This is a genomic window from Gracilibacillus orientalis, from assembly GCF_900114645.1.
In the GTDB taxonomy this organism is placed as follows: Bacteria; Bacillota; Bacilli; order Bacillales; family Amphibacillaceae; genus Gracilibacillus; species Gracilibacillus orientalis.
On the sequence record NZ_FOTR01000007.1, the window covers coordinates 69749 to 96195 of the forward strand.

Annotated in this window: 30 protein-coding genes and 2 tRNA genes; 5 read left to right on the top strand and 27 right to left on the bottom strand. The window is 35.4% G+C overall.

The window, feature by feature from the left end:
* Positions 1–28 precede the first annotated feature (28 nt).
* From BM121_RS13385 to BM121_RS22110, 11 genes are all read right to left on the bottom strand, one after another.
* A complete protein-coding gene (locus BM121_RS13385; RefSeq protein ID WP_091484156.1) occupies positions 29–475 on the bottom strand; it encodes a hypothetical protein in 447 nt (148 codons plus the stop codon).
* Positions 476–750: 275 nt separating this feature from the next.
* Positions 751–1155, bottom strand: a complete 405-nt coding sequence (locus BM121_RS13390) for a hypothetical protein (protein WP_091484157.1) — start codon at positions 1153–1155, stop codon at positions 751–753.
* 1130 nt (positions 1156–2285) lie between these two features.
* Positions 2286–2359, bottom strand: a tRNA-Arg gene (locus tag BM121_RS13395).
* Between the two features lies 1 nt (position 2360).
* A tRNA-Gly gene (locus BM121_RS13400) sits at positions 2361–2434 on the bottom strand.
* Between the two features lie 164 nt (positions 2435–2598).
* Positions 2599–3120: a metallophosphoesterase gene (locus BM121_RS13405; protein WP_091484158.1), complete on the bottom strand. Its 522-nt coding sequence runs from the start codon at positions 3118–3120 to the stop codon at positions 2599–2601.
* A 14-nt stretch (positions 3121–3134) separates the two neighbouring features.
* Complete coding sequence (locus BM121_RS13410) at positions 3135–3728, bottom strand: XTP/dITP diphosphatase (protein ID WP_091484159.1); 594 nt, start codon at positions 3726–3728, stop codon at positions 3135–3137.
* Between the two features lie 13 nt (positions 3729–3741).
* Positions 3742–4485, bottom strand: coding sequence for a ribonuclease PH (gene rph / locus BM121_RS13415; protein ID WP_091484160.1), 744 nt, complete (start codon positions 4483–4485; stop codon positions 3742–3744).
* Between the two features lie 277 nt (positions 4486–4762).
* Complete coding sequence (locus tag BM121_RS13420; RefSeq protein ID WP_091484161.1) at positions 4763–5911, bottom strand: GerMN domain-containing protein; 1149 nt, start codon at positions 5909–5911, stop codon at positions 4763–4765.
* Positions 5912–6111: 200 nt separating this feature from the next.
* A complete protein-coding gene (racE, locus tag BM121_RS13425) occupies positions 6112–6927 on the bottom strand; it encodes a glutamate racemase (RefSeq protein ID WP_091484340.1) in 816 nt (271 codons plus the stop codon).
* A 13-nt stretch (positions 6928–6940) separates the two neighbouring features.
* On the bottom strand, positions 6941–7402 hold the full coding sequence (locus BM121_RS13430) for a MarR family winged helix-turn-helix transcriptional regulator (RefSeq protein WP_425432238.1): 462 nt from the start codon (positions 7400–7402) through the stop codon (positions 6941–6943).
* A gap of 479 nt (positions 7403–7881) precedes the next feature.
* Positions 7882–8052: a hypothetical protein gene (locus BM121_RS22110; protein WP_175495431.1), complete on the bottom strand. Its 171-nt coding sequence runs from the start codon at positions 8050–8052 to the stop codon at positions 7882–7884.
* A 40-nt stretch (positions 8053–8092) separates the two neighbouring features.
* Between BM121_RS22110 and BM121_RS13435 the strand changes: the two genes are divergently transcribed.
* On the top strand, positions 8093–8863 hold the full coding sequence (locus BM121_RS13435; RefSeq protein WP_091484163.1) for an alpha/beta fold hydrolase: 771 nt from the start codon (positions 8093–8095) through the stop codon (positions 8861–8863).
* A 158-nt stretch (positions 8864–9021) separates the two neighbouring features.
* On the opposite strand, the gene pseI is transcribed toward BM121_RS13435, so the two are convergent.
* From pseI to BM121_RS13490, 11 genes are all read right to left on the bottom strand, one after another.
* On the bottom strand, positions 9022–10071 hold the full coding sequence (pseI, locus tag BM121_RS13440) for a pseudaminic acid synthase (protein ID WP_091484164.1): 1050 nt from the start codon (positions 10069–10071) through the stop codon (positions 9022–9024).
* Positions 10068–10580, bottom strand: coding sequence for a UDP-4-amino-4,6-dideoxy-N-acetyl-beta-L-altrosamine N-acetyltransferase (pseH, locus tag BM121_RS13445; RefSeq protein WP_091484165.1), 513 nt, complete (start codon positions 10578–10580; stop codon positions 10068–10070). Before pseH ends, pseI begins: the two co-directional genes overlap by 4 nt.
* Positions 10581–10584: 4 nt before the next feature.
* Positions 10585–11637, bottom strand: a complete 1053-nt coding sequence (gene pseG / locus BM121_RS13450) for a UDP-2,4-diacetamido-2,4,6-trideoxy-beta-L-altropyranose hydrolase (RefSeq protein ID WP_091484166.1) — start codon at positions 11635–11637, stop codon at positions 10585–10587.
* 5 nt (positions 11638–11642) lie between these two features.
* The gene (locus tag BM121_RS13455) at positions 11643–12371 is read right to left on the bottom strand and encodes a cytidylyltransferase domain-containing protein (RefSeq protein WP_091484167.1); all 729 of its coding nucleotides are present in this window, start codon (positions 12369–12371) and stop codon (positions 11643–11645) included.
* A complete protein-coding gene (gene pseC, locus BM121_RS13460; RefSeq protein ID WP_091484168.1) occupies positions 12368–13570 on the bottom strand; it encodes a UDP-4-amino-4,6-dideoxy-N-acetyl-beta-L-altrosamine transaminase in 1203 nt (400 codons plus the stop codon). The genes BM121_RS13455 and pseC overlap by 4 nt, the downstream gene beginning before the upstream one ends.
* Positions 13571–13585: 15 nt before the next feature.
* Positions 13586–14530: a dTDP-glucose 4,6-dehydratase gene (locus tag BM121_RS13465; protein WP_091484169.1), complete on the bottom strand. Its 945-nt coding sequence runs from the start codon at positions 14528–14530 to the stop codon at positions 13586–13588.
* A 42-nt stretch (positions 14531–14572) separates the two neighbouring features.
* Complete coding sequence (locus BM121_RS13470; RefSeq protein ID WP_091484170.1) at positions 14573–15178, bottom strand: class I SAM-dependent methyltransferase; 606 nt, start codon at positions 15176–15178, stop codon at positions 14573–14575.
* Complete coding sequence (locus BM121_RS13475) at positions 15175–16575, bottom strand: hypothetical protein (RefSeq protein WP_091484171.1); 1401 nt, start codon at positions 16573–16575, stop codon at positions 15175–15177. Before BM121_RS13475 ends, BM121_RS13470 begins: the two co-directional genes overlap by 4 nt.
* A 4-nt stretch (positions 16576–16579) precedes the next feature.
* Positions 16580–18064, bottom strand: a complete 1485-nt coding sequence (locus BM121_RS13480; RefSeq protein WP_091484172.1) for a glycosyltransferase family protein — start codon at positions 18062–18064, stop codon at positions 16580–16582.
* Positions 18065–18076: 12 nt separating this feature from the next.
* On the bottom strand, positions 18077–19039 hold the full coding sequence (locus tag BM121_RS13485; protein ID WP_091484173.1) for an SDR family NAD(P)-dependent oxidoreductase: 963 nt from the start codon (positions 19037–19039) through the stop codon (positions 18077–18079).
* Between the two features lie 886 nt (positions 19040–19925).
* On the bottom strand, positions 19926–20780 hold the full coding sequence (locus BM121_RS13490) for a BMQ_0737 family morphogenetic spore coat protein (RefSeq protein ID WP_245780807.1): 855 nt from the start codon (positions 20778–20780) through the stop codon (positions 19926–19928).
* Positions 20781–20917: 137 nt separating this feature from the next.
* Between BM121_RS13490 and BM121_RS13495 the strand changes: the two genes are divergently transcribed.
* Positions 20918–21292 (top strand): hypothetical protein, encoded by a 375-nt coding sequence (locus tag BM121_RS13495; protein WP_091484174.1) that lies wholly within the window; start codon positions 20918–20920, stop codon positions 21290–21292.
* A 92-nt stretch (positions 21293–21384) separates the two neighbouring features.
* A complete protein-coding gene (locus BM121_RS22550) occupies positions 21385–21513 on the top strand; it encodes a hypothetical protein (RefSeq protein WP_281244822.1) in 129 nt (42 codons plus the stop codon).
* Here BM121_RS22550 and BM121_RS13500 read toward each other — a convergent pair whose 3' ends face one another.
* The 4 genes from BM121_RS13500 to BM121_RS13515 all read right to left on the bottom strand — a co-directional run bounded on the left by BM121_RS13500 (position 21514) and on the right by BM121_RS13515 (position 24531).
* Entirely contained in the window at positions 21514–22737 is a 1224-nt protein-coding gene (locus BM121_RS13500) for a surface carbohydrate biosynthesis protein (RefSeq protein WP_091484175.1), read from the bottom strand.
* Positions 22730–23050: a hypothetical protein gene (locus BM121_RS13505; protein WP_091484176.1), complete on the bottom strand. Its 321-nt coding sequence runs from the start codon at positions 23048–23050 to the stop codon at positions 22730–22732. Before BM121_RS13505 ends, BM121_RS13500 begins: the two co-directional genes overlap by 8 nt.
* Complete coding sequence (locus tag BM121_RS13510) at positions 23037–23624, bottom strand: hypothetical protein (RefSeq protein ID WP_091484177.1); 588 nt, start codon at positions 23622–23624, stop codon at positions 23037–23039. Before BM121_RS13510 ends, BM121_RS13505 begins: the two co-directional genes overlap by 14 nt.
* A gap of 232 nt (positions 23625–23856) precedes the next feature.
* Positions 23857–24531, bottom strand: coding sequence for a BMQ_0737 family morphogenetic spore coat protein (locus BM121_RS13515; RefSeq protein ID WP_091484178.1), 675 nt, complete (start codon positions 24529–24531; stop codon positions 23857–23859).
* 245 nt (positions 24532–24776) lie between these two features.
* Here BM121_RS13515 and BM121_RS22115 point away from each other — a divergent pair, with 245 nt between their 5' ends.
* A complete protein-coding gene (locus BM121_RS22115; RefSeq protein WP_091484179.1) occupies positions 24777–25826 on the top strand; it encodes a hypothetical protein in 1050 nt (349 codons plus the stop codon).
* Positions 25814–26218 (top strand): M67 family metallopeptidase, encoded by a 405-nt coding sequence (locus tag BM121_RS13525; protein ID WP_217649320.1) that lies wholly within the window; start codon positions 25814–25816, stop codon positions 26216–26218. The genes BM121_RS22115 and BM121_RS13525 overlap by 13 nt, the downstream gene beginning before the upstream one ends.
* Before the next feature lie 41 nt (positions 26219–26259).
* Here BM121_RS13525 and BM121_RS22120 read toward each other — a convergent pair whose 3' ends face one another.
* The gene (locus tag BM121_RS22120) at positions 26260–26427 is read right to left on the bottom strand and encodes a hypothetical protein (protein ID WP_175495432.1); all 168 of its coding nucleotides are present in this window, start codon (positions 26425–26427) and stop codon (positions 26260–26262) included.
* Between the last annotated feature and the right edge of the window lie 20 nt (positions 26428–26447).

The window sequence follows — 26447 nt, forward strand, 5'->3', positions numbered from 1 at the left end:
GCTGGAAGGCTGAACATATTTAGTTAGTTTATTGCTTATGAAAAAGTTTCTCAACTGAATTTATCATCATTATTAATGATATGATTATTATAAATATATAAATATTTAAAAACATTGTATTAGTATACTGATTAAGAAAACTCAATCGATATATTACTGATTCAGGATTGCCGAATCCTCCAAGTTGATTTATCAAATCAACAACATATCTATATTCTGACAAGATGGTGATGGCAAGTATAAGAATAGAAACCAATAATATTATTAAATTGAGTCTTTTAGATATTAAATATTTATACCTTATAACTTTTCTTAGCTCAATGGAGAAAAATAGCAATAATATATATCCTATTATTAAAAAAAGTACACCTAAATTTCCATTACCTGAAATCACATCTGGTTCTACAGTAAATATTTTCACAAAATAAATATTTACTATATTTACTATAAATAATACGATTAATCTAATAGGCATGATATCATCCTTGCTTGGTTGTTTATTATGGACAAAGTTGGAGTAAATAGGCATAACTACAATCGGCATTATTTAATGTACAATAAATTCAATGTGTAGTTCCTGTACCTCAGTGACCTGTCAGCGAACACATGCATCAGTACGGACGGCATCGTGGTTCTCTCATTTCCAGCCTTAGTTGTAAAAATCTTAGATAATCTTTACGTTTAAAACGATTCTAACCGAACCTATCGAGCGGCACCATCTAGTGAAGTAAAAAATAATTAACTGATGTTTCAACTAATTTTTTCGTGATTTCTTTGAACTAAACCAAATGAACCGAGTAATATTTGGACTAAGCTTATTAACAAACATTGTACTGTTGCTAAGTACCATTCGCCTAACAACAATAATTGTATAACAATACAAAAGAAAAATAAGGCTCCCATAGTAATGGTTAATATAAATATTTTATTATTCTTCTTTATAAATCCATAAGTTGAAGCAAAGGCATTGCCAAGCCCAAAAATTATTATTGCAAATAAAGCTAAACTCGCCCAATTATTAAAAGGCATTTTACCTACCCATTCTTGTGGAAACGTTGCGAAAACTCCACTTTCTAAAAACATAATTACAGCTACATAAAAAGCGCCTAAAGACAATAATAAATTATAAGAATTTGAAATATTTTTGAGTAACAATTTTCTCCTCCTTTTGTTTCCATCTTATTTTATACATATGAAGAAATCTTCAATTAAAATACATTTTGGATAAGCATCTTTATCCCTTCATAGATTGCCATTCCAACAACGAGTCCCAGAACCATTGTGATAAAGTTCATAGGTTTCATTTTCATAAAAAAATCCCCCTTTATTCGGTAGGTGCTTTTTTTCTTTCATTAATCTTTCTATGTCATGTAAACACTTAGTTTGATTCTCTTTTTCGTCTAATGCTTTCTGTAATAATGATATAATTTCTCCAAAACCCAAGAATAAAAAGCATGTAATTATTCCAGAAACGATACAGCTGAATAATACCCTATAATTTTTATCCTTATTGGTTAGTTCACCTAACACATCCTGCTGAAACTTTTATAAGTATGAATCACATTAACCAGTTCATCTTTATGTTCTTGCCTTTCTATTTCTACTGTAACTTTAATCAACATATGCATAGCCTTACTGTTTTTTTAGCATTTTTAAACATGTCCATCACTCCTTAATATATTTAAAATTTCAACCCTTGCTTTACACAAACATCTTTTAACGTCCGCGTACGTGTTTCAGATAATGAGTCCCAAATCAAAAACGGCACATGTTTATACTGCTTAACTATTATCTTAGATAGTTCTTTATATTTTTTGACTTTATCATAGTTTGTTTTCATGATTTGCACATTATCTATAAAAAGTTGTTAACACCTTTTTTAAGGTAGCAGAAGAATAGGAGTTAATAGATCAGTATCCTTCCGACAAAATTAAGCTGCCAACCGTTAAGTCAGAAGTGCTCAGTGTGGAAGAATCAAAATGATTATTTGACCTATTACAAAAAGAAAATCTAATATGGCAATTAATCATACAACTCACAGCAGTACAGGAGCAAGCAAGGAGAACCAGCACTGGAAGGTAAATATTTAGACTTTAAAAAACGTAATATTAATTGCCACGTATTACAGATGCCGAAAAAGTGCTGCTAGGTGCCGCTAACCATTTCAATGATTTATTTAAGATAGCTTAAAAATGGTATCCTATCGGTCCCTATATAAAAATTATATCCTTTCAAAGATAAATAAAAAAACCTCACAACGATTATCGTTGCAAGGCTTTGGGTAGTGTCCCAGGCAGGATTCGAACCTGCGACCCACAGCTTAGAAGGCTGTTGCTCTATCCTACTGAGCTACTGGGACATGGAGCGGGTGAAGGGAATTGAACCCTCGACATCAGCTTGGAAGGCTGAGGTTTTACCACTAAACTACACCCGCATCACTATGTATCATATTATGTATCTCGTTAACGGACAAGTACCATTATATAAATTTGAGTTAGTATTGTCAATATATAATCACAAATTTATATGTTTTTTTAAATATATTTTATTAAAATGTTAAAATCCAGCCAGCAGAATCGATATCTGCTGGCTAATTATTTATGTTAATGAAGTTTGATAAGCAAGACTGGAAATCTCCTGATCATCTTTTGTGTAGAAACGGATATCGATATTTTCCAGTTTTTCATCAGCTGTCAGAATCGCATAGGAACCTGGGTGTGCACTTCTAGGTTGACGAATACTTCCCGGATTAATAAATAATTGATCCTTGACTTTTTCAGCGCCAGCTACATGCGAGTGACCAAAGCAAATTATATTTGCTCCTAACTCTTCCGCACGATAGGAAGCTGGCATCAAAGTTGTTTTAATTTGAAATAAGTGACCATGCGTAACGAAAAAGTGTAGCTTTCCTACTTTGAAATCAATTTCTTCTGGTAAATGAAAATCCATATCCATGTTTCCTTGGACTGCTTTAAAACCCGTGAGTTCCTTACTATCTAAATCAAGTTCTGAATCACCACAATGGATCATCGCATCCACTTCATTCTCATATCTTGCTTTTATTTCAGTTACTTCACTTGTCCAACCATGACTATCACTAAGTATTAAGATTTTTGGCATATCCTCCACTCCTTTTACAACTGTTTTACCCAGTTTTCGATTTTGTCTAACGCTTTTTTGCGATGACTAATCTGATTTTTTTCATCTGGAGTAATTTCCGCCATCGTTTTTGCGCTGCCAGTTGGGTAGAAGATCGGATCATAACCAAAACCATTCTTACCAATAGCTTGATAACCAATTGTTCCTTCACATTCACCACGTTTAAAGATTGTTTGTTGTCCTGGTTGAGCTATTGCTAATACACACACAAAACGACCAGTACGTTCAGCTTGAGGTACATCTTGCATTTCAGTTAATACTTTTTCGAGATTGGTTTTATCATCTTTGTCTTCTCCAGCATATCTGGCTGAATATACACCTGGAGCGCCATTTAATGCATCAATCTCTATCCCTGAATCATCTGCAATCACCGGAATATTGAATTTTTCACAGATCGCTTCTGCTTTAATTGCCGCATTTTCTTCAAACGTCGTACCTGTTTCTTCAATATCATCAATTGGTTCTGACAAATCTAATAAGGAAGAAATTTTGATTCCTAACGGTTCAAATAGCACTCTAAAATCTTTCATTTTTCCCTTGTTTTTTGTTGCGATTATTAGTTCTTCCATGTAAAAAATGCTCCTAAGATTGTTCTATGTTTTCTTGATAGGGATTGATTGCTTCTGCTTGCATTTCAAAAATCTCTTTTAAGCCTTTGTCTGCCAGAGCTAACATTTTAGTTAGTTGTGTATTTGTAAATGTTGCTTCTTCACCCGTTCCTTGGAGTTCCACAAATTCACCTTTTCCGGTCATCACCACATTCATATCGACATGTGCTTGAGCATCCTCAGAATACTCTAAGTCTAATATTTCCGTTCCATCAGGTAATACACCAACGGAAATAGCTGCAAGATAATCTGTAATTGGTAAAGATTTTATTTTTTCTTCTTTTAATAATTTACCTAATGCATGTACAACTGCGACAAATGCTCCAGTTATCGATGCAGTTCTTGTACCGCCATCTGCCTGGATTACGTCACAATCGACCCAAATCGTACGCTCGCCTATAGCTTCTAAGTCCACAACTGCTCGTAGTGACCGTCCGATTAAACGCTGAATTTCCATGGTTCGTCCTGAGACTTTACCCTTTGAAGACTCGCGAATATTTCGCGTCTCTGTTGCTCGAGGTAACATAGCATATTCAGCAGTAATCCATCCTTTTCCTGAACCTCTCATAAACGGTGGGACACGGTCCTCTACACTGGCATTACATATAACTTTCGTGTCACCAACAGTAATTAAAACGGATCCTTCGGCATGTTTTGTAAAATTAGTTTGAATATCAATTGATCTAAGTTGATCTATTTCTCTCCCTGTTTCACGCATTCAATTTCCTCCTTACATACTGTTCTATCTTAACATATTTTCTCAGTACATGGGCTTTTCATACATAAGAAAATTGGAAAAGAAAAACTTGGCTTTTCACCAAGTTACTGGAGAAAGCCTTAGTTTCACTTATACTCCACACTTAAACTCCCGCCACGCCTACTAATCATCTATGTTAAAAAGATATACACCCGTTTCGCAAATGAAACGGGTGTATATTTTTCTATATCATTTAACATGACACATAACCAGTGGTCATTACTTATAACTAATGGAATTAGATGCTTTCAGTTGGTGTAACCATATCTCTTGAAACAGGTTCAGTATATGGTTGTCCACTTTCACTAATTACTTCTTCATGATTTTCAACAGAGACCTCAACTGCCTCAACATCTTCCTGTTCTGTTAACGTAAGCACGATTGATTGCATCACCTCATCGGCGATCTCACTTTTTGCACTATTGGATAATATATTTTCATTAAAGTTTAACGAAAGGACTCCATCTTCAAAAACAGGTTCAGACGCAAGTTGTGAGCCAGTGTTAATAAAGTGCTGTAATGGTAAATCAAATGACGGACCTTCCATTAAGGCTTGTACAACAGATTGATGTGGATTTTCTTCATTCATTGGAATATGCTGTGTAATTGGAACAAAGTAGACCATTTCATCACCTTGCATTGGAAAGTAAAGCGTAGTAGCTTTACTTTCCATTAAATCAATACCAACAGCTTGGTGAACGTTAATACCATTAGCTCGTGAATACCCTTCCGTTAATGGTGTGCCATTTACCGGCATAGCATCTTGTGCTTCACCATCTATCCATAACTTAACACTATCAACATTTTCAAATTGTGTTAATGTATGTGTCATTGATTCTAAAATCTTCTGTTCATTCTCTGCTTCATAAGAAGTAAATTCTTCCGAAACATTAACCACTAATGTCCCGTCTGCTTCTAAATTCAAGTCGATAACCTCAGTTCCTACAGGTAAAACTGCCTGAAATCCACTTGGTAAGAGCGATGTGACAGGACCATCCTGAACCAAATATTCTAATACTTGTTTCGCTACTTCTTTTGATTCAGGAGCTGGCATTTCTACTTCCTGAGGTACTACTAAGCCATTTTGGTCTAATAAATACAAAACCCGTGTTACTTGTTCAGTGGTCGTAGCTGAATCTTCACCTTCCGTCTCTCCCTCTTCTGATGGATCTTCTCCTTCTACTTCATCCCCGTCTTCTTCTGGGTTTTCTTCAACATCATCTGAGCCTTCCGGAATGTTTTCCAAGTCATCTGCTAATTCTGCATTTTCGGGTGGTGCATCTATTTGATCTAATGTCTGTTCTCCTTCAAAAACGCCACAACCTACTAACAAAAGCAAACATAATAATACAACTCCTGCATACTTTTTAGCCAAATCGATTTTCATAACCGATACCTCCTACGATGGTTTGTACTATTATGTATACGAGCTTATTATTAAAATAGACCAAACAAAATAATCTTTAAAAAAATTATATGAAAGATTATTTCTACAGCAAGGATTTTTCTTAGAAAGAAAACATGCTTATTTTAGGAGCAGTTTCCTTCCTATAAGAAAAAAACATAAGATGACCACCTTATGTTTTTCTACGCTTTTTTCACCGTATTTAATTCAATTTTGTCTACTGCGTCAATTTTCTGATTTAACCACCGTGATGCAATTTCATGAAATACTCCAACATCTCCAGTTGTATAGAAATAATGTTGTGGTGCCTGCTCACCTTGATAAAGTTTATTTTGATATTCTAAAATGGTACTAACTTCTCTTGCTGTTTCTTCCCCTGAGGATATCACTGTCACGGTTGAACCTATCTCCTCTTGAATCAACGCTTTAATCATTGGATAATGAGTACAACCCAAAATGAGCGTATCCATATTAGAAAATTGTTTCAAAGGTTGTAAGGTTTCTCTTACCACTTGATATGCCTTTTCTCCTTGTACAATTCCTTTTTCCACTAGAGGAACAAAACGCGGGCATGCTAAATCATGCACTTCAATATCTGTGTTAATTTGTCTTAATGTATCAACATATGCTTTACTGTTAATCGTTCCGTCTGTTCCAATCACACCGATTTCAGCCGTGCGAGAATGCGTAATAGCAGCACGCGCACCAGGTTGAATTACCCCAACAACCGGAATCGCAAGTTCTTCTCTTAATTGGTCCAACGTAAATGCAGTTGCTGTGTTACAAGCAATAACTAACATTTTAATATCTCTTTCTAATAAAAAGTGGACCATTTCCCAAGTGTACTGTATCACTTCTTCTTTAGGACGTGGTCCATATGGACATCTTTTGGTATCGCCCAAGTAAATAATTGATTCTTTTGGTAATTGACGTACTAATTCACTTGCTACTGTGAGTCCGCCAACTCCTGAGTCAATAACTCCAATAGGTTGTTTCACTTTCATCGCCTCTTTACAATTTTGCATTTTCTGTTTGTTGTCTCATTTCCTGATGAAGGAGATGTAACAATTTTGACACCTGTTCCATATCCTCTTCTTTAACATTCGTTAAAACCTCACCTAAATATTTCTGTCTTTTTTTAATTACTTCTTGGATAATTTTTCTTCCTTTTTCTAATAGGTGGATGCGAACCACTCGTTTGTCTTTAGTATCTTTCACTCGTTCCACAATATCAGTCTTTTCCATGCGATCAACTAAATCCGTTGTCGTACTAAAAGCGAGGTTAATTTTTTTGGACAATTCACCTAATGTTAAATCTCCATGCTCTAATAAAAATTGTAAGGCAATAAATTGTGGTGTTGTAATCGGATAATTATTTAAAATTTCCCGGCCTTTTTGTTTGATGATTCCTGAAATATATCTTAATTCTCTTTCTATATCTGCAATTTGTTCTTCTTCTTTCGCATTAACCAAATCAAACGCTCCTTCATACATAAAAAATACATAAGTTTACTATAACATTTTTACTCAACTAAATGTTATACAGAATCTTTTTTGGTTAACAGAAAGAAAGCGTCTAACCGAATCTATACGCTTACTTATTTCTTATGCGTTAGTAATCATATAGAATAATACAACTATCACAGGTATACTTTTCTAACTTTTTAGTAGGATGCATCCGTTTAACCAATTGATACTTGGTGAGTAGAACGACTATTACCTATACCAATTACGAATAAACACGTTAAAAAGGCTACCAGTGAAACAAAATCAGTCATCATTAATCCTATACCTGCCTCGCCAGGATAGGATGGTTCTAATGTTGCATACCAATAAACTGAAGAAAATAATCATGATCACGTAAAAACTGCTCCCTATTAGAGCAAGCTTCCATTTATTCAGCTTACTTCCGCTCCAAGAACGTGCACATACAATCCATACAAATATACTGATTAATACTGCACCAGCCATAACAAACAAGTGAAGATACGGAAGTTTAACCACTTATGTTTTTCACTGTTTAATTGCAACGTCCCGAAAACTTCTATTTTTTTGATTATTGGGTTTCGGAAGAATAAAAAAAGAATAATTGCTAAAACTCCCATTAATAGAAAAGAACTCATTATTATGACCTCCTATACTTTTTGATCTGGAGATGATTTTATGCCTTTTACAAAAGATAATCCTGCTATTTATTACCAAAAAACTGGCAGTGGAACAGCTATTATATTCATTGCCCCACCAGCAATGGGACACTTAACATTCCGTTATCAAACCTTACTTGAAGATAGTTTTACAGTTATTACCTTTGATAACAGAGGAGATTGCAGTAGTGAACATACTGATACAAAATTGACCTTTTCACAATTCGTTGATGACGTAAAAAGAGTCCTTGACGAAAATGGTATCTCACAAGCTATTGTTTGCGGCTATTCCAATGGTGGGTTAATCGCTCAACAATTTGCTTTATCTTATCCTGAACATACACTAGCTCTTATTTTGATTGGTGGTTATCATGCGCCAAAAAGTATTATCCTGCGTACTGAATATAAAATAGGAATAGCGATTGCCAGAAAAGAATGGATTCCGTTATTGGCAAAAGGGCTTGCTTTCAATCATTTCTCCGACAAAACGGAAGCAAAAGAAATAGAATTGGAAATAAAGAAAACAAACGCTGACATGTTAGCGCAACAATATCAATTAGGATTAAATTATGATAATGAGGACCACCTAAGTCACATTGATGTACCTCTTTTGATTATCTACGGTGCAACTGATCATTATGTACATCCATATCAAAACATATTTCGGAAAAAATTAAAAGATGTGGAAGTTGCTTATGTTCATCGTTCTAAACATCAAGTACCTACTAAATATTTTCATGAATGTAATGCAATCATTTATGAATGGACAAAGCGAAAACAATTAAAGTAATCATTACTTATTCGATCAGATTATAGCAGATATTGTAGAAGGTTAGAAAAAAATTTGTGTGCATTATTCTTACGGGCTGCCCTGTTGTATCAGCTTATTACACATGTAATTGCTATACCGAGTTTCTTAGAAGATAGGAGACAGCCCTGTAGAATCTGCTATATTAAATCCCATGTTAAGGGAGTTCCTTTTTCGATATCCTGATTTACTATTTTACCTAAACAAACTTGATAATATTTTGGCGCCATGCCAAATCCAGGGCGAATGACTCGTAAATTATCGTGGGTTAATGTTTCCCCTTTTTTTACATTTTCACTAACATAAATGGATCTTCGATATTTTTTTGACTGATCTTCTGCTTTGGTAGGACCGTAATGGACTTGCCCCATTGCCTGCCAAGCTTTTTTCGTCTCTTGCACTAGTAAATGGAATTCAGCTGGCTCCAATGAAAACTGTGAATCGACTCCCCCATCTTGTCGAGAAAGTGTAAAATGTTTTTCGATTACAGATGCACCCATGGCAACACTTGCAACAGCAACACCGCTTCCTAGCGTGTGATCTGACAAGCCAATTGGGCATTGAAATAAATCATGCATATGTGGAATGGTTTTGATATGACTATTTTCAGGGGTTGCTGGATAGGTGCTCGTGCATTTTAATAAAATGATCTCCCTGCAACCTTCTTCTTTCGCTGCTGTGACCGATTCATCTATTTCAGCTGCAGTACACATTCCAGTAGAAATAATCATCGGCTTCTTGGTTCTGGCAACTTTGCGTATCAATGGAATATCCGTACATTCAAATGAGGCAATTTTATAGCAAGGTACCTCTAAGCTTTCTAAAAAGTCAACAGCCGTCTCATCAAAAGGCGAACTGAATGCGATCATACCCAATTCCCTACAACGGCCGAAAATCGATTGGTGCCATTCCCATGGTGTATAAGCTTCTTGATATAAATAATACAGCGATTTGTTTTTCCATGGACTTGTTTGATCCGAAATGACAAAGTCTTCTTTTTCGATTTCTAATGTCATCGTATCTGCTGTATATGTTTGGATCTTAAGCGCATCTGCTCCTGCCTTGGCAGCCGCTTCAACAATCTCTAATGCACGATTCAATGATTGATTATGATTTCCCGACATTTCTGCAATCACAAACGGTTCATACTCGGTACCAATTTTTCGATTTTGTATCGTCACTTCCTTCATAAGCGCCCTCCTATCCAATCTTCTTTGAACAATGCCATTGTTGTCACATCATAAAAGTGATCTTCTTTTACAATATGTTGGTGTAAAGTACCTTCCACTTTAAACCCCAGCTTTTGGTGAAAATGTAAGCTAGCATGATTGGTTTCCATTACTTCCGCACAAACCTTTCGTATCCCTTGATCAAAAATATGATGTAATGCCAAGGTAGCCATTTTAGTTCCTGACCCTTTAGGGGCATTTAATTCTCCAATATAGAAACCCCAAAAACATCGCTGATGCCGTTTTTGCTTATCAAAAAATTGTACAACTCCGATAGGTTGATCATGTTGGACATAAATAAACACGTCATGATCAGGAGCAGTAGATACATTCTCATACCAATTCAAATGTTCCTGCCAAGTGATATCTTTATTGGTATACATATACTGTTTAATTGGTGTACTATTTCGCCATGATAATACTTGTTTTAAATCTTTTTCTTCTATCTTCCTCAAAAAACAATTAGCCATTAGATCACTCCTTCAATATAAAACGTGAAACGGAGCGGTGAGCGACATTTGACCGGAAGACTGATAACCGCTCTGCTATTTGTCGTAACAGTTGAGGTGCATCCATTAATTGCAATAATGCTTCTTTTATGTCTGCAGATTTTACATCATCATTTTTTCCTAAGTGATGCACTAAGCCTTTGACATGCAGATGATCTAATATTTCCGATTGGTTATCTGCGACTTCAAGGGTGATTGTCGGCAATTGCATATAACACCTTTCCCACGTTGTCGTACCTCCCGCACCAATGGCGATATCTGCTTCCGCCATTAATTCGGCGATACGATTTGTTTGTTCATATAGCCGCATATTTTTATGCAACGTAGTAAAATGGTACAGTGCTTGGATTTGCGGATTGGCTGCACCTGTAACTACATCGATTTGCCAATTCTGATCCGGAATCTGAGTGATTGCCTCTAAGGTTTTTAATGTTTCATTAGTTGGATCACTACCTCCAAAAGAAACAAGAATACGATCGATAGTCTTTCCCTTACTATGTTTTACCTTCGTTGTCACAAATTCTTCTCTTAATAAAAGATATTTTGGACCCAATAACAGAACGGTATCAGGTGCCACCCATTGCTGATATCGTCTCACCCTGTTCGCAAACAGATTTTGATCCAGCAAACTGTCACAAAGATGTTTGCGGTTTGCTAGATCATCAATGACCATCACTTGATGCACATACGGTTTCACGGTGGACTCCCAGCGATAATCTAATGCATAATGATCTACTACAAAATAATCAAATGTATAATATTGTCGAATATATAGCAACGTTTCCTCCGCGTCCTGTTTCCAATTTTGTTTTAAATCATCTATCGAGGCAGAATGAGATAAAACTCGGACTGTAAATCCTTTTCTCTCTATGTGGGCAATTAAATTTCCTGGGAAATGGTGGCAAAAAAATACAACCTCCACACCTTGCATTCGTAATTGGTCCGCTAACACCAGACAACGCATAACATGACCAGTACCAATTTGTTGAGATGCATCTGCACGAATACCGACTCGCATTAGGATCACCAACCTTTTTGTTCAATGTTTGCATTGATATTTACCCAGTCTGGATGATGTTCTAATAAAGTGATTACATCTTCCAAAGTAAAGTATCGCCATTTCGGTTCCAATGATTTGATGATTTTTTCGATTAATTGAAAATCTTCTAATGTGTCGACAGTTAAACGATAGCTACTATAATTTGTATGATGAAAGACATTGTATATATGGAATTGATCAGGATGGTCTCTGATATAGGTAGTAACATGTTCCCGATCACTAGTACGGTTTGCTATTTTACTGATCTTCTCTAACGTCTGCATCGTGAATACTTCAATATCATAGCCTCTTGGATAAGTTCGTTCCTGAACATTCGTAACATAATCAGCAATCTTCTTTGTGACAAAAGCCTTTATCACTTGATCGATTGTATCTGCATCTATTAATGGGCAATCAGCTGTGAAGCGAACAATTACATCAGCTTGCGTCTCTTCTGCTGCTCTAAGATATCGGCTGACCACATCTTTTTCCGACCCTCGGACACAACGAACCTTTTCATGCCTACAAAAATCAACAATAGCGTCATCTTTTTTGTTGTTTGTTGTCGCAATAACTATTTCATCTAAATAAGAAGATTCTCTAATTCGATCTATTTGATACTTAATAAGAGGTTTTCCTACTACTTTTCGTAACACCTTTCCTGGTAATCGTGTAGAACCCATTCTCGCCTGTATAATCGCTACAATTTTCATGAAAGCACCTCATAATAAGAGAGTACTTTCTTCACAGCCGCAATCACATCATCTGTATCCTCTTCTGACATTTTCGGAAAAAGTGGTAAGGTAATAATTGCTTGATATAACGATTCCGCTTGAGGGCATAGGCCTTTTTGGTATCCTAACTGTTGATAATAGGGGTGAAGGTACACCGGTATATAGTGAACATTCACTCCGATATTTTCTTTTTGTAATGCTCGGAACATTTCTGTTCTACTTACGTTTAATTTTTCCAATTGAAGTCGAATTACATATAAATGCCAGCTGGAATTCGTATGTGGTAATTGGTAGGGTGAATGAATCAGATCAAGTTCATGAAATGCTTCATTATATTTGTTTGCGATTGCTCTTCGTATGGCTAAAAAATCTTCGATTTTATTTAGCTGGCTTAATCCTAGGGCAGCTTGCAAGTCTGTCATCCGGTAATTAAACCCTAGTGACTGCATTTCATAATACCAAGGTTGATCTGAAACAGCTAATCGATTCTGATCCCTAGTTATGCCATGATTTCTAAAATCTCGTAGTTTTTGATGATAAACAGGATCATCGGTTGTTATGATGCCACCTTCACCCGTCGTAATATGCTTGACAGGATGGAAACTGAACATTGTCATATCTGCTAGTGATCCTACCCTTTGTTTATGATAAGTTGCACCTATAGCGTGAGCCGCATCAGAGATTAAAGGAATAGAATATTTATCCGCTAACTTTTGTATTTGTTCATAGTCTACTGGTTGACCGGTAAAATCCACCGTTATGATCGCTTTTGTTTTATTAGTAAAAAGTGCCTCGATTGCCTTAGCTGATATATTGTAGGTGTTGGGGTCAATATCTGCAAATAGAACATTGCCACCTTGGTATCGAATGGTATTCGCAGTAGCAGCGAAGGTAAGAGGTGTCGTGATCACTTGATCATTTTTTTGTATCCCTGCTGCAAAACATGCTCCATGAAGGGCTGCCGTCCCACTGGAAAAGGCAACCGCGTACTTTGCACCAACATAATCTGCTATTCTTTTTTCAAACTGTTCGATTGTTGGTCCAGTTGTCAGGTAGTCACTCGTCAACACGTTAAGAACTGCTTGTGTATCAGAGCTGTCTAACCACTGTTTCCCATATGGTAAATAGTTTTCTCTTACTGGTTTCCCGCCATAAAGTGCTATAGTTTCTTCAGACATATATCATCCTTCCTTTTATATAAGATTAGTAGACTGGATCCATTCTTCTGTTTTTCGAACTCCTTCTTCCAAACTGAATTTTGGCTGCCAGTCTAATAAATTTTTCGCTTTCTCATAGTTACATAATAATTTCGGTATTTCACTTTGAGGATGGATATGTGTGATGTGTTGAAGACGATTTTGATCTTTAACAATTAATGTCGCTAACTCATTAATACTGATATCTTTACCTAGTCCCGCATTTATAATTTCTCCATTCGTTTCATCCGCATAACCCGATTCCACTACAAACCGGGCACAATCTTCGACGTACAATAAATCACGTGTTTGTGTTCCATCGCCATAAATCGATAAGGGATTTCCGGTTAATTTATTTTTGATAAAAATCGCAACAACCCCTCCTTCTCCACCTGTTTTTTGATAGGGACCATACGTATTAAATGGTCGAATTACTGTTACTGGCAAACTATAAGCATGATAATAAGATAACACCATATTCTCTGCCGCTAATTTGGATCCTGCGTAAGGTGAAGCTGGTTTTACTGGATTGCTTTCACTGATACCACTATCATTATTTGCTTTTTCATATACCATACATGTACTTATAAACACCATTTTCACCCAGTGCTTTCGGCATGCTTCTAACACATGAAATGTGCCAATAACATCATTATTAAAAGTGGTCTCTGGATAGTCGATACTATCTTGAACATTAATACTTGCACCTAAGTGATAACATATATCAAATTGCTTTTTAAATAAATCATTCAAAAGCTGCTTATTTTTCATATCAGCTTCTATTAATCCATGAAAAAGTGAATGCTGTTCAAACTCTATTAAATTTTCTTTTCTGCCATTTGATAAATCGTCTAACACCCACACATGATGTTTATCCTCTAATAAGTTTGCTACTACCCAGCGACCGATAAAGCCTGCTCCACCTGTCACGAGAATGTTCAACAATACCACCCTTTCTATCGTCCGTAACTACATTTCCACTAGTTACAGATTTTTTGAAATTGTATCTGGGTTTCTCTTTTTGAAAATTCTTAGCGTATAATTTGAAAGTTTTACTGATTCTCCAGTTGATTCTTCCACTTGTTCAAAACCTAAATTCTCAAATATCTCCCGATAATTACGGGGGAAAATACGCCAATTTTCATATTTTTCCGCTTCTAATGTTATCAAGTAAGATTTTGTTACCCTTGCAATATGGTCAAACAACCATTCACTGTCTGGATGAATATGTTCCAACACTGCCATCGTGAACACTAGATCATAATGATCTTTCGCCATATGCTTTAAAACAGACTCAGCAGGTGCATGGATGATATCCGTATTTTCTGCTAGCTGTGGATAATTCTTATATAGTTGTTCAACCGCTTCCTGACTAATTTCAATTCCTGTTAACTGTCTATAGTCGTTATCAAATAAATGATATAAGTTTCTCCCAACATTACAACCAATTTCTAATATACGTTGGTTTCCTTGTATATAATTCTGAATATAATTTAATAAAAAGATACTACGATCTGTTGCTACACGATACGTTTCTGGATAACTGTTTTTTTTCCAATATTCATGAATCTCTTTTAATGATTTTTTCACTTTTTAGCTCCTTTCGCTAATTCATCCACTAAATTGCGCAGACGTTGACCAGAAGAACTTTGATCAGGATATGCGTAAGCAAGAAATTTATCTTGAATTTTTTGTACTGATTTTCTCCATTTAGCATGTTTGAAATACAATTGGATAGCATCAGCCAATTTCAATGGATCATTGTTGACTAACGATTGTAACCCGTTGTAATATCCTGTATAACTCGGAAGTTTCGTGTGTAACATGAATACTGGCTTTCCAACAAGCATGGCTTCTAATGCAACAGTTGACGTATAGGACACTACTGCATCAACATGTGGAAGAATATCGTATAGTGAAAGATTTTTTGTAGATTTTATTGATGAATAATGAAGAAGTAATGGATGCTGTTCATCATTTGGAAAATCTCTTAGAATGATATTGAGATTTAATGTTTTTTCTATATGCTCTAATAATATTTGCCACTTATTCATATTTCGTTTTCCTCGAACAATTAGCAGCAACGTTTTTTTCCGTTTATCTAATTTTAAATACTTAATAAATTGCGCTTTGGTAATAGCTGGTTTTTGGTTACTTTGATCAAATCTCGGATGACCAATTATTTTCACACCATCTTCTGGGACTCCACTTTGTAAATACCAGTCTTTTTCAAATTGACCATAAACTGCGTCTATAGTTGCCACTTTCGGCAGATAACCGAGCTCATTTCCAATAATGCCATGTTGCATACAGATCGTAGGGATGCCTCGCTTTTTCGCTACAAAAGCCATTACCCTACCAAAATGATTAGGACTAGACATGATCACCGTTGAAATATTGTTTTTTTTAAGCAATTGTTCCATCATCTCTATCTGATCGATTACAAAGTGGATTTTTTTAATGAGCATATGTTGAAATACATGATCCTTATAAAGGTGATGATCAGAAAATTGTGTCAAGAGAGTTTGTATTTGCTTTTTAATTTTTGCTTTGGATTCAGCTGTACTATGTGACAGATAATCCTGTAAATAGTAAATATTTTGTTGAGCTTGATCATGTGGATACTTATAAGTTTTTATAAAAATGGTTTTGTTTTTCTCAAAATATTTCTCGAAGGTTCTAGTTGGTATTCGAAGTAAAGAATCTTCTAAGAAAGCGATGTGTCCATTTTTTGCGTTCTGTGGTGAATTCCATGTTGCTAAATAACGGGTAAAAAAATCTTGCACTTGTTTTTGATCAGTAACATGATGATGCAATTCGTTTTGTAAGGAGTCTCTTGCGATTCGATCCCAAATATTGGAATTATTACGAATAAGGCTAGGAAAGTGAACCAGATGAGATAATCGATAACCTCGATAGATAACTTCTTTAAAATCCTCAACAAAATCCAGATACAGTGACCAGTAATTTTCCCTGTAAATGTTCATCTGTTCACCCTTCCTTTGCTATTAACTGATGAATTAACTTATTCAAACGATCAATTGATTTTTGAGTACTAGGATACGTATATCTAAGAAATTGATTTCGCTTCTTATCTGCATATTGTTTAAAGTGTGGTTGTGAAAAATACTCAATCACTTTCTCAGCTAACTGACAAGGATCATATTGCATGAGTTCTCCTAACATTTGATAATAGCCAGTTGATCCTGGGAAGTCTTTATTCAGAATAAAGGCTGTTTTATTGCTCAGCATTGCTTCTAGACCTACTGTAGAAGAATAAGCAATTACGGCATCTACATAAGGGAACATGTCATAGATTCCATAATTTTGTGTAGAAAATACATTCGTAAACTCTTTCGTTAACATGTGTGGTTGTTTACTTGGATAATTTTTTATTAAAATATTCAATTTTTGCTTATTATTTAGTGTTTGAATTAATTTTCGCCATTGCTCTATATCTTCATTACCTCGAACTACGATCATTATTGTTTTTTGATTTTTGTTTAAACCTAAGCTTTGATAAAAGGAAAGACGGTTTAGTATAGGTTGACTATATACTTGATCGAATCGGGGGTGACCAATGATCTCCAGGGAATCTTTTTTTATTCCAAGCTTTTGATACCAGTCTTTTTCAAATTGGCCATAGAGAGCATCTACTGTTGCAATTTTTGGAATATAACCTAATTCACTAGAGATAATACCATGTTGCATACATATCGAAGGAATTCCTTTACTTAAACCAATTACAGACAGAATTCGACTGATAAAACTATGCGTAGTAGAAACTACAAAACAAGATATATTGACTTTTTTCAGCAATTGTTCGGTCATTTCCATATAGATAATGACAGAGCGAATGTTTTGTAATAACCATTTTTGAAAAGTAGTTCTGCTATATAATGGATGGTCTTTATAGTTTGCTAATAACTCTCTAGCTTGTTGCTGTACTTGTTTTACCTGTGTCTCTACATCAACTTTGATATCACCAAAATAATATAACGGAATTTGGTTGATTTTAGTTAATTTATTTTTGGGTTTTGTATTTAACACCATTTGATCAAGAGGTCTGGCACGCTTTTTCTTTTTAATTGGGCGTCGGCTAATTGTTCGGTTGGAACCATTTGTTAGCAAAATTGTTTCAGATGGTGAAAATTGTTGGTTTATGCTTAACTTAGGAAACCGAAGTAATTTATCGACATGTATAGCAACTTTACCTTCTGATTTAGCTGCATTTGTTTTGTGTTTGGTAGTAAACATACTAAATTTATCTTGTATGTCCTTCGAAGATGAAACTTCCCGTTTCGCATACTGTGTATAGAATCCCTTTTGTAGAGCTTTCATCAAATCAAGGTTCGGCAATATATAAGCCGGCAAATGACAAAAATAGACAATTTCATACTTCTTATATATTAAAGATTCAAAATCATGAAGAAAATCGCGGTAAATAGACCAATAATTTTTTAAAAATGTGTCCATGATTTCCTCCTTCTAAATCAAATTTGCTCCAGATAACAATTGATAAAGTTCCTTCTTAGAGAGTACTTTCTCGTCTGCAGAACTATAAGTGCTTGATTTTGCTTTTAGAGCATTGGAATAGGTGATGTCTGCATCTATTGGAATCACAAACATATTGGTAAATTCCCATGCATGTAAAGATTCTTCATAGGTCATTAATTCCTCATACATTTTTTCACCTGTTTTCAAACCAATAATTTCAATATTAACTTTTTGATCTGATTTTTCAATTACAATCTCAGCTAAATCTCCTAATCGAATCACAGGCATTTTCAATACGAAGATTTCTCCTCCTTTTGCTTCTTTTAACGTATTAATCGTAAGTTTCGTTGCTTGTGGTACAGTCATCATGAATCTAGTCATGTTTGGATCCGTGACAGTTATCTTTTGTTCTGTCCGTATTTGTTCCTGAAAAAGGGGTATAACTGATCCTCTTGATCCCATCACATTACCAAAACGGACACTCGCAAATACAGTGTTATTTTCACTTGATGTTGATATTAAACGTTCACCGATTAATTTTGTTGCACCGTAAGCATTAGTTGGAGAAATCGCCTTATCTGAACTAGTAAAAATTACTTTTTTAACATTTTTTGCTATTGCTGCTTTCATTACGTGGTAAGTCCCAATAATATTTGTTTGAACAGCCTCGATTGGATTCTTCTCACAGGTATCGACTCGTTTCATCGCTGCTAATTGCAAGACATAATCAACATTTGTCATTACTTCCTCTACTCTATCTTCATTACGAACATCACCGATTACGAATTCAAGTGTATGATGGTCAAATTGTTCTTTTACTAAATGTTGTTTATATTCATCCCGACTAAATATAATAATTTTCTTTGGCTGCTCTTGTAACAGTTCAGCAATGACACTTGTTCCAATTGTGCCGGTACCTCCAATAACTAATATTGTTTTATCTTTAAAAAACACCGCTGTCCCTCTTTCCTGTTTCATAAGGCTAATAATAAATGGTACTGTATATGTATATTGAGTAGTCGAAAAAAAGTAACGACCGCAGCCTATTCAAAGTTACCCAATTATCTGTTAGATCGCAAAAGGAACTTTTTTTCACAAGATATCAAGGTCATTTCACGGTATAACGCACCGACTCAACAAGATTCCATCACTTATCTCGCGACAATAAAAAAAGGCAAAACCCCCGCCCCCATTCTGATCATCAGATTCGAGATAGATACAAACTTCGAAGTAATGAAAATTCTCTTGGTGTAGCATTGTGCTTGCATACGCTACGGCAAGATACTTCGCTTTCACCCGAGGGCACAAGTGCGACATCTGTTCAACCAGGTTTTCACAGTGTCTTCTATGCCATTGGGCACGGCCTTAGCCTCCTCGTAAAGCAAAGAACGCTTTCCTGCGGGGTCTGCGGTTCGTGCTATTCCCGTATGAGTCTGCGTATCTTGCCTCCGCTTTGCGTAGTGTTCTGATTGTTGAAAGAAATAATACACGGGAAGTGAATCCCAACATTTCCACTTCAAAGAGATAAAACGCTGGAAATAGCGTAGGCAGAATACGGAGACTCCTGTGGGAACAGCGCGAGCTGAAGATCCACTTGGTAAAGTGATTTTCTTTACCAAGTTAGCTGAAGCCGTGCCCACTGCATAGAAGACACTGTGAAAACTTGTTTGAACAGATGTCGCACTTGTGCCCTTGGGTAAAAGCGCAGTATTCTGCCGGAGCGGTTTGTCAGCACTATCCAAGTGAAGAATCGAAGAGAGCAAATCTATGTAAGAATTACTTCGCAGTTTATGTTTTTTGTGCTATATTTTTTCTTTTATTGCATAAAAAAAAGAGAGGATTATTCCTCTCCTTCTGACTTTTCTTCTACATTTGTTAAATCTGCTGTTTTAGTTATTTCATTTGATTCTGGTTCTTGATTTGTGATTTCTATATTAGTTTCTGCTTTTGGTTGTTGTTCTGTATACATCATTCCTAATGTTTTAGTTTCACTAGATACATGCTTTTTCTTCTTACTTATTTCCGGTTCGGGGTCTAGAGCGGGAAAAACTACCGGACATTGTACTGGGATGGTTGGTGTTGGACAAGGCGGAACTGGTAATACATCACGCGGTTGGCAAAAATCTGCTTCTAACTCAATTGTAACCTCATATGTCGATTGAATGCTTTGGCATAACCTTACTGTAAATGTCACATTTAACTCATCAATTTCAGTAGTTGTTCCTGTATCACAATTCACCGAACATACAAAACAATCTAAATCTGTATATGATACATTAATATCAGTTCCTTCTGGTGCACACAGTATCACCTGCTCACAACGAGAAAAGGTTGCCGTACCAATTTCAATTGTACGCCCACCAAGCTCTGGTATCAGTTGTACATATACGATGACATCAAAGCTTTTACGGATATTAACTACTTGTAAAGTGACTTCCTCTCCATCTATTATAAATACCTGATCTTCACGATCTAAAATTACAAACGGATCTTCTTCTGATGGAGTAACCGTACATGTTACGTTATTTAAATCAATATCGTCACATTCTAATTGGGCTCCAGTCACTGTGTTAATCGGTAACTCCAATCCATCAATATTTAAATCAAAACTTGCCTCATTTAGAAGCCAATCGTATACTTTTTCTGTATTGATGCACAGTAGTTCCTGCCCACCTGTTATGTGGTTGTTTATCATTACGCTTACACACCTCCATTATCGTCATCTCCCTATAGACTATGAAACCACTAGGCAAAACGTTAATATAATTTCACGGTTTATCAAAAACATCATACATTAGCTAGTAGGCTTTAATCACGAAAGGAGATCGAGAAATGAACGAATATAAGGATAAATTAGACATAGAAAATCTAAGTGAAGTGCTGACTGAATTGCAGAAAGAAGTGCAGTCCATTAAGGGTGATGTGGAGAAATTACGAATAGCGAAATTAATTGATCGATTAGAATTATTTATTAAGGAAATGAATGTCGCCAAACAAGATATACATCAACTACAGCAAGGTTTAGAACAAATAAAAACACCAGAAACCTCTAAATCAACACAATACAAGCAATCCGAGTACAGCAGATTACAAAAAATGCTCCAAACCGTAAAAAAGGAAAACTCGTCTTCCACATTCAACAATTCAAATAATAGGTGGAATACCCCAACCACTGAGGTAACATCTATTCAAACCAATAGACGTTAAATACCTAATTTTAGATTACTATCTCCATTCGTCCATACCTTTTTCTGAAATAAAAGTATACTAAAACTAACCATAATAAAGGAGATGAATATATGAAAGCTAAACAAATTGCGAGTAAAGTAGGCAGTTACTTTAAAACTTCAGATGAACCAATTGTGATCACTGCCAAGATTAAGAAAAAAGGTATAATAAGAAGAAAAGGCGGCTGTTGTTTAAAATAACTAGCCAGCCTTAATATAGAAAACTTGCGGTGCGATTTGTTGAATCGTTCGTTTAAAAGTTTGTTGCTCAATCTCATCTAATATTTGATAAAAGGATGTAATTTCTTCTTCTAATAAAGAGAATTTCCGCTTTTGCTTTCGAACATTTTTTATCGGTTTCTTCCTTGACTTTGAAAGGCTAAGAGGTGGTGATGGCAGAGTTATCGTATTACATAAACCCAAAATATGCTGAAATGAGTAATCACCTATATCCCATCTGCAATAATGATACAACCTGTCATCATCAGGAATAATCGCTTTATGATGTAATAGCTGATCGATTGTTTGATGTAATTCTGTTATGGTTGTTGCCTTGAAACCTAATAGATTGGGGAGCTCTGTATCTTCTGTTTCAAAGGGTATATAGGCAATTACCGGCTTATCCAAAAGAAATGCCTCAATACCTGATGTACAACCATTATGAATCACCATTTTTGCTGCTAATAACCATTTATTAATAACACCTTCATGGACTACATGTACATTTGATAAGTCCCGAAATGCTTGACGATAAGAATTAAAATTCTCGGCAGGATGAGGGCGAATAATAATAGTTAAATGCGAAAAGCGCCTTGCAGTCTTTTCAATCATTTTTAAAAAAGATTCATACAGTTCTTTAATATGTTGGACAAAGACCGTATCCTTTTTACCTTTTGCTGCATTGTATATAGAAAACCTAGTATTAATTAAAATAAATTCACCATATTGTTCTTGTAAGCTTTTCACTTCTTTTTGATATAAAGATCGATATTTTGGTTGTAATAAATCAAACCGCGGATTACCAACCACATGACATTTATAAGCCATATCAGGATATGTATTACTAATAACTTGTTTTTGGTGCTCTCCCCAACAATATTCGTGCTCTACAAACTGTAACGTATCTTTTCTCATTCTGTCTCTGATATATCGTTTCTTTTCAATTAGTAATCCTTCTTCATCTAACTCGACGACGGTTTGACCATTATCAACTGCAGATGTAATCATTCGTTTTCTAAATCCTTTTGGGCCGCCTTTTGCAAAATAAATTCCTTGAGGATACTGTGCCAGGGTTTCTGTTACGTTTGGTTGGTCACCAATAATTACCTGATAACCTTGTTGAATCGCATAATAAGAAAGCAACAGTTTGGCATCTAGTTCACGCACTTTTACTTCTATCGGTAAATAGAGCCAACGATTAGTCATTTTGGGTACTTCCTTGCACTCGATCTTTTAATAACTGAATTACTTCTCCATATCCTTGACGATTGTTGATAATATGACTATCTAGTTTATCCACTAATTCTGAAAGGTTGAGATTAGGCTGATTATGACTATTGCTATCATCTTTCATAAACAAATACATGATCAGCATTTGCAATGTTTCATTTTCCAAATATACGAAACTATTATTCTTTTTGTGTTCCTCGTTGCTGATACGCTCCATATAGTCTTTCATATATTGAGTGACCATCTGATTAATATCAAATGAGTTTTGGTCTCTTTTACTCTTTTTCATGTATATCGCCCTCCTGTTGTCGATCTGCTACCGAACCGTTTAGGCTAATCTGATTCAAGGAATTAATTCCATCAGGTAATTCATTTCCATAGGTAAATCCTTGGATCGTTCCCGAGTATGTACTAGTTGGCATCCATTTGATTTGGAAATTGGAAAACGTCAGCGTTTCACCTGGTTCGACTATCTGATTTTGTGTGGGCCTAAGCCAAAATTCTTTTTTGTCAGATGGTTCATTGACTCGCTCCCAAGCATTTGATAGTATTCGTGTTTGTTTGGAATTTGGATAGAGATATTTTCCTGAAAAATGAAAGTCGATGTTAGATGTGATTTTTAATCCTATATGTGGATTGGTTAATGGTTTTTCTCCTACATTTTGAATATGAAAGGAACCGATGCCATAATTTTCACGACCTTCTTGGTGAAATAGCTGATAGGAAGATGTAAAGTAACAAATAATCTTTAAATGTTCTGTTACACCTAAATCTTGAATTAAACCTTTAATTTGATCTAAATACGATGATTGCTCCTCTTGCCAGTCGATTAATTTCTGTTGAATTTCTTGATGATTAGACATACAAGCACCTCTTTCGTTTATCATGCTGCTTTATAAAAAAAGCTCAAGAGCGCTCTAAAAACGTAACGACTGTGCCCGTGCCATACAGGTAGAGTAACTAAGGCTCTGTTTTGTCACCAATCGCCTAGTTTCTGGCGCTCAGAGCTAGACATCTCTAAATATGCTTTCTTACGTTATCTAATAAAAAAAAGAAAGAGAGGATTTTCCCTCTCTTTATCCCTATGTTGATGATTTATCCGTTATTCCCGTTACTAGGGAAAACTACAGGGCATTGTGCTGGAATAGTTGGTGTCGGGCATGGTGGGAATGGTAAGATGTCACGTGGTTGACAGAATTCTGCTACAAGCTCTAATGTTACATCAAAAGTAGACTGGATGCTTTGGCATAGACGTACAGTTACGGTAACATCTAATTCATCTGCTTCAGTTGTAGTTCCTTCATCACATGCAGCAGTACATACAAAGCAATTTAAATCTGTATACGATACATCTATGTCTGTTCCTTCTGGTGCACAAAGAATCACTTGCTCACAACGAGTAAATTCTGCCGTACCAACTTCTAACTGACTGCCACCAAGTTCTGGCAATAAGTTTACAAAAACAGTTACTTCGAAATTTTTACGAATGTTAACAATTTGCAATGTTACTTCTTCATCATCCACGATAAACACTTGATTTTCACGGTCCAAGACAACGATTGGATCTGTTTCAGCAGGAGCAACTTCACATGTCACTGTGTCTAAATCAATATCAGCACATTCTAACTGGTCACCTGTTACAGGGTTAATTGGTAATTCTAAGTCTGGTAAGTTTAAATCGAATGTTGCTTCATTCAAAATCCAGTCATACACCTTCTCTGTATTTATACACAGAAGCTCCTGCCCTCCTGTTAAATTATCCATTTGCATCGAGCAAACACCTCCAAATAAGATTACTGTCCATATAGCCTATGACAACACACCAAAAAATGTTTTAGTGAATTTGCGGAAATATCATGATATTTGGGAAGATAGGCGAATATCATATGATAAAAAGCCACAATCACCGTGAGTTTCATCAATACTAGTTATTAAATTGAATAAAACAGCACATTTGTCACGAATTGGTGTTTCATCAATATTATATTAATGTGCAGTAAAAAGGGTGAATCGTCATGTATCAATATAGGCTATATAATTTTGAAGATATTGAAAAATTAAATCGGGATCTCGAAGTGTATAAAAAAGCAATAGAAACATGGAACGAAAGTGAATCCGTTCTATATATGGAAGCCCAGGAAGAACTAGAAGCAACGAAAAAAGAATTAGAAAAGTACAAAGGAGAAATGAAGGTTATGGAAGAAACCTATCAAAAGCAAATGCAGGGCTATGAACACAAGGAACAGAAAGTAGCTGCTCAAATCCATGCGATTAACCACTCCATTCAACAATTAAAAAAAGATGTTCACAGCATAAAAGATGATGTGAAAGAAATACGTATCAATGAATTGCTTGAAAAAGTAGATCAAATAATTGGAAATACAGACACAGAATTATATGATGTAAAAAAGCAAATAAGTAATCAGAAAAATATCGTTAATCAAGTTAAAAATCAATCACAACCAACCAAACAACAGAAACAAACGAAAAGACGAACTAGTGAATATCGACGATTGCATAACATGTTGAAAACGGCAAAACCCAAAAGTAATGTCACTCCACCACCTAGTAATAGCTCGATGACAAATCCAAAACCGCGCCGTCAACCAGGTAATACGAATATGACTACTGTCCAAAATGGTAAGAAAACATTCCATAATGCAAAGTACGAGTTAAACAAAAACATCATTGTCAAAAAGAAAACAGCGAATACTGAACAAAAAAATAAAAATAGCAGAGTAAAAAATAAAGACGGGGTAAAAGAAGAGATTAAAGAAAAAGCCAAAGAAGAGAATAATAGCATCCCAGAAAATGAAGTGAACGAAAAATATACCCAGCAAGTGAAGCAAGTACAGGAAGAACCTCAACAACCAGCTGTCAATCCTGAAATAAAAGATCAAAAATCAGTCGTTGCTCCAGAGCCCAAAAAACAAGAACCAGCTGTTGAACCAGAACCAAAAATAGCGGTTGAAAAACAAGAATCCAAAACAAGACAAGAGGAAAATAACTCTCCAAATGGCATAAAAAAAACATGGTTATTAGCAAAATCATTATGGAAAAAGTAATCACTTTATCCAAAGACATATATCAGAAAGTGATTGCAGAAGGTGAAAATAATTTGCCTTATGAAGCATGCGGACTAATAGCTGGTTACCATCATCAAGTAACGTCATTTTGGCCATTGCAAAATCAATTAAACTCAAGCACTCGCTTTTTTGTTCATAAACAAAAGGTGATCGAAACAGTAAAATGCATTGAAAACAGGAAGGAACAAGTTTTAGCTGTTTTTCATACTCATCCTTCAACTAAGCCTGTTCCTTCTCCATATGATTTAAGCCATCATCCAGATGACCAGGTTGGTATGGTGATTGTTTCCTATAAATATTCCCTGCCGCAAATAAAGTGGTATCAGATTAAAAATAAAATCTACAAAGAATGTACCATCATTATAAACTGAATACCTATTTTCTACAGCAACGAAGTCATTCAATCAAATGATCATTTTATATTATCTTGATTAACTTTAAGTAACTCTTTCAGTACACGTTGAATATTTTGCAGACTGATCAAAATAAACCCTAACATAACAAAAGCAATTATTTCACCAGTAAATATTGAAACTATCCCGAGGATCAACGCATACAATCCATATAACCAATTATTCATTTGTACCACCTTTCCCTTTT

Bases quoted from the DNA above. Each gene is read 5' to 3' on its own strand.
- BM121_RS13385 (WP_091484156.1), bottom strand. From the start codon at position 475: ATGCCTATTAGATTAATCGTATTATTTATAGTAAATATAGTAAATATT.
- BM121_RS13405 (WP_091484158.1), bottom strand. From the start codon at position 3,120: ATGCCAAAAATCTTAATACTTAGTGATAGTCATGGTTGGACAAGTGAA.
- BM121_RS13410 (WP_091484159.1), bottom strand. From the start codon at position 3,728: ATGGAAGAACTAATAATCGCAACAAAAAACAAGGGAAAAATGAAAGAT.
- rph (WP_091484160.1), bottom strand. From the start codon at position 4,485: ATGCGTGAAACAGGGAGAGAAATAGATCAACTTAGATCAATTGATATT.
- BM121_RS13420 (WP_091484161.1), bottom strand. From the start codon at position 5,911: ATGAAAATCGATTTGGCTAAAAAGTATGCAGGAGTTGTATTATTATGT.
- BM121_RS22110 (WP_175495431.1), bottom strand. From the start codon at position 8,052: ATGAGTTCTTTTCTATTAATGGGAGTTTTAGCAATTATTCTTTTTTTA.
- BM121_RS13435 (WP_091484163.1), top strand. From the start codon at position 8,093: ATGCCTTTTACAAAAGATAATCCTGCTATTTATTACCAAAAAACTGGC.
- pseI (WP_091484164.1), bottom strand. From the start codon at position 10,071: ATGAAGGAAGTGACGATACAAAATCGAAAAATTGGTACCGAGTATGAA.
- pseH (WP_091484165.1), bottom strand. From the start codon at position 10,580: ATGGCTAATTGTTTTTTGAGGAAGATAGAAGAAAAAGATTTAAAACAA.
- pseG (WP_091484166.1), bottom strand. From the start codon at position 11,637: ATGCGAGTCGGTATTCGTGCAGATGCATCTCAACAAATTGGTACTGGT.
- BM121_RS13455 (WP_091484167.1), bottom strand. From the start codon at position 12,371: ATGAAAATTGTAGCGATTATACAGGCGAGAATGGGTTCTACACGATTA.
- pseC (WP_091484168.1), bottom strand. From the start codon at position 13,570: ATGTCTGAAGAAACTATAGCACTTTATGGCGGGAAACCAGTAAGAGAA.
- BM121_RS13475 (WP_091484171.1), bottom strand. From the start codon at position 16,575: ATGAACATTTACAGGGAAAATTACTGGTCACTGTATCTGGATTTTGTT.
- BM121_RS13480 (WP_091484172.1), bottom strand. From the start codon at position 18,064: ATGGACACATTTTTAAAAAATTATTGGTCTATTTACCGCGATTTTCTT.
- BM121_RS13490 (WP_245780807.1), bottom strand. From the start codon at position 20,780: ATGATAAACAACCACATAACAGGTGGGCAGGAACTACTGTGCATCAAT.
- BM121_RS13495 (WP_091484174.1), top strand. From the start codon at position 20,918: ATGAACGAATATAAGGATAAATTAGACATAGAAAATCTAAGTGAAGTG.
- BM121_RS22550 (WP_281244822.1), top strand. From the start codon at position 21,385: ATGAAAGCTAAACAAATTGCGAGTAAAGTAGGCAGTTACTTTAAAACT.
- BM121_RS13500 (WP_091484175.1), bottom strand. From the start codon at position 22,737: ATGACTAATCGTTGGCTCTATTTACCGATAGAAGTAAAAGTGCGTGAA.
- BM121_RS13505 (WP_091484176.1), bottom strand. From the start codon at position 23,050: ATGAAAAAGAGTAAAAGAGACCAAAACTCATTTGATATTAATCAGATG.
- BM121_RS13510 (WP_091484177.1), bottom strand. From the start codon at position 23,624: ATGTCTAATCATCAAGAAATTCAACAGAAATTAATCGACTGGCAAGAG.
- BM121_RS13515 (WP_091484178.1), bottom strand. From the start codon at position 24,531: ATGCAAATGGATAATTTAACAGGAGGGCAGGAGCTTCTGTGTATAAAT.
- BM121_RS22115 (WP_091484179.1), top strand. From the start codon at position 24,777: ATGTATCAATATAGGCTATATAATTTTGAAGATATTGAAAAATTAAAT.
- BM121_RS13525 (WP_217649320.1), top strand. From the start codon at position 25,814: ATGGAAAAAGTAATCACTTTATCCAAAGACATATATCAGAAAGTGATT.
- BM121_RS22120 (WP_175495432.1), bottom strand. From the start codon at position 26,427: ATGAATAATTGGTTATATGGATTGTATGCGTTGATCCTCGGGATAGTT.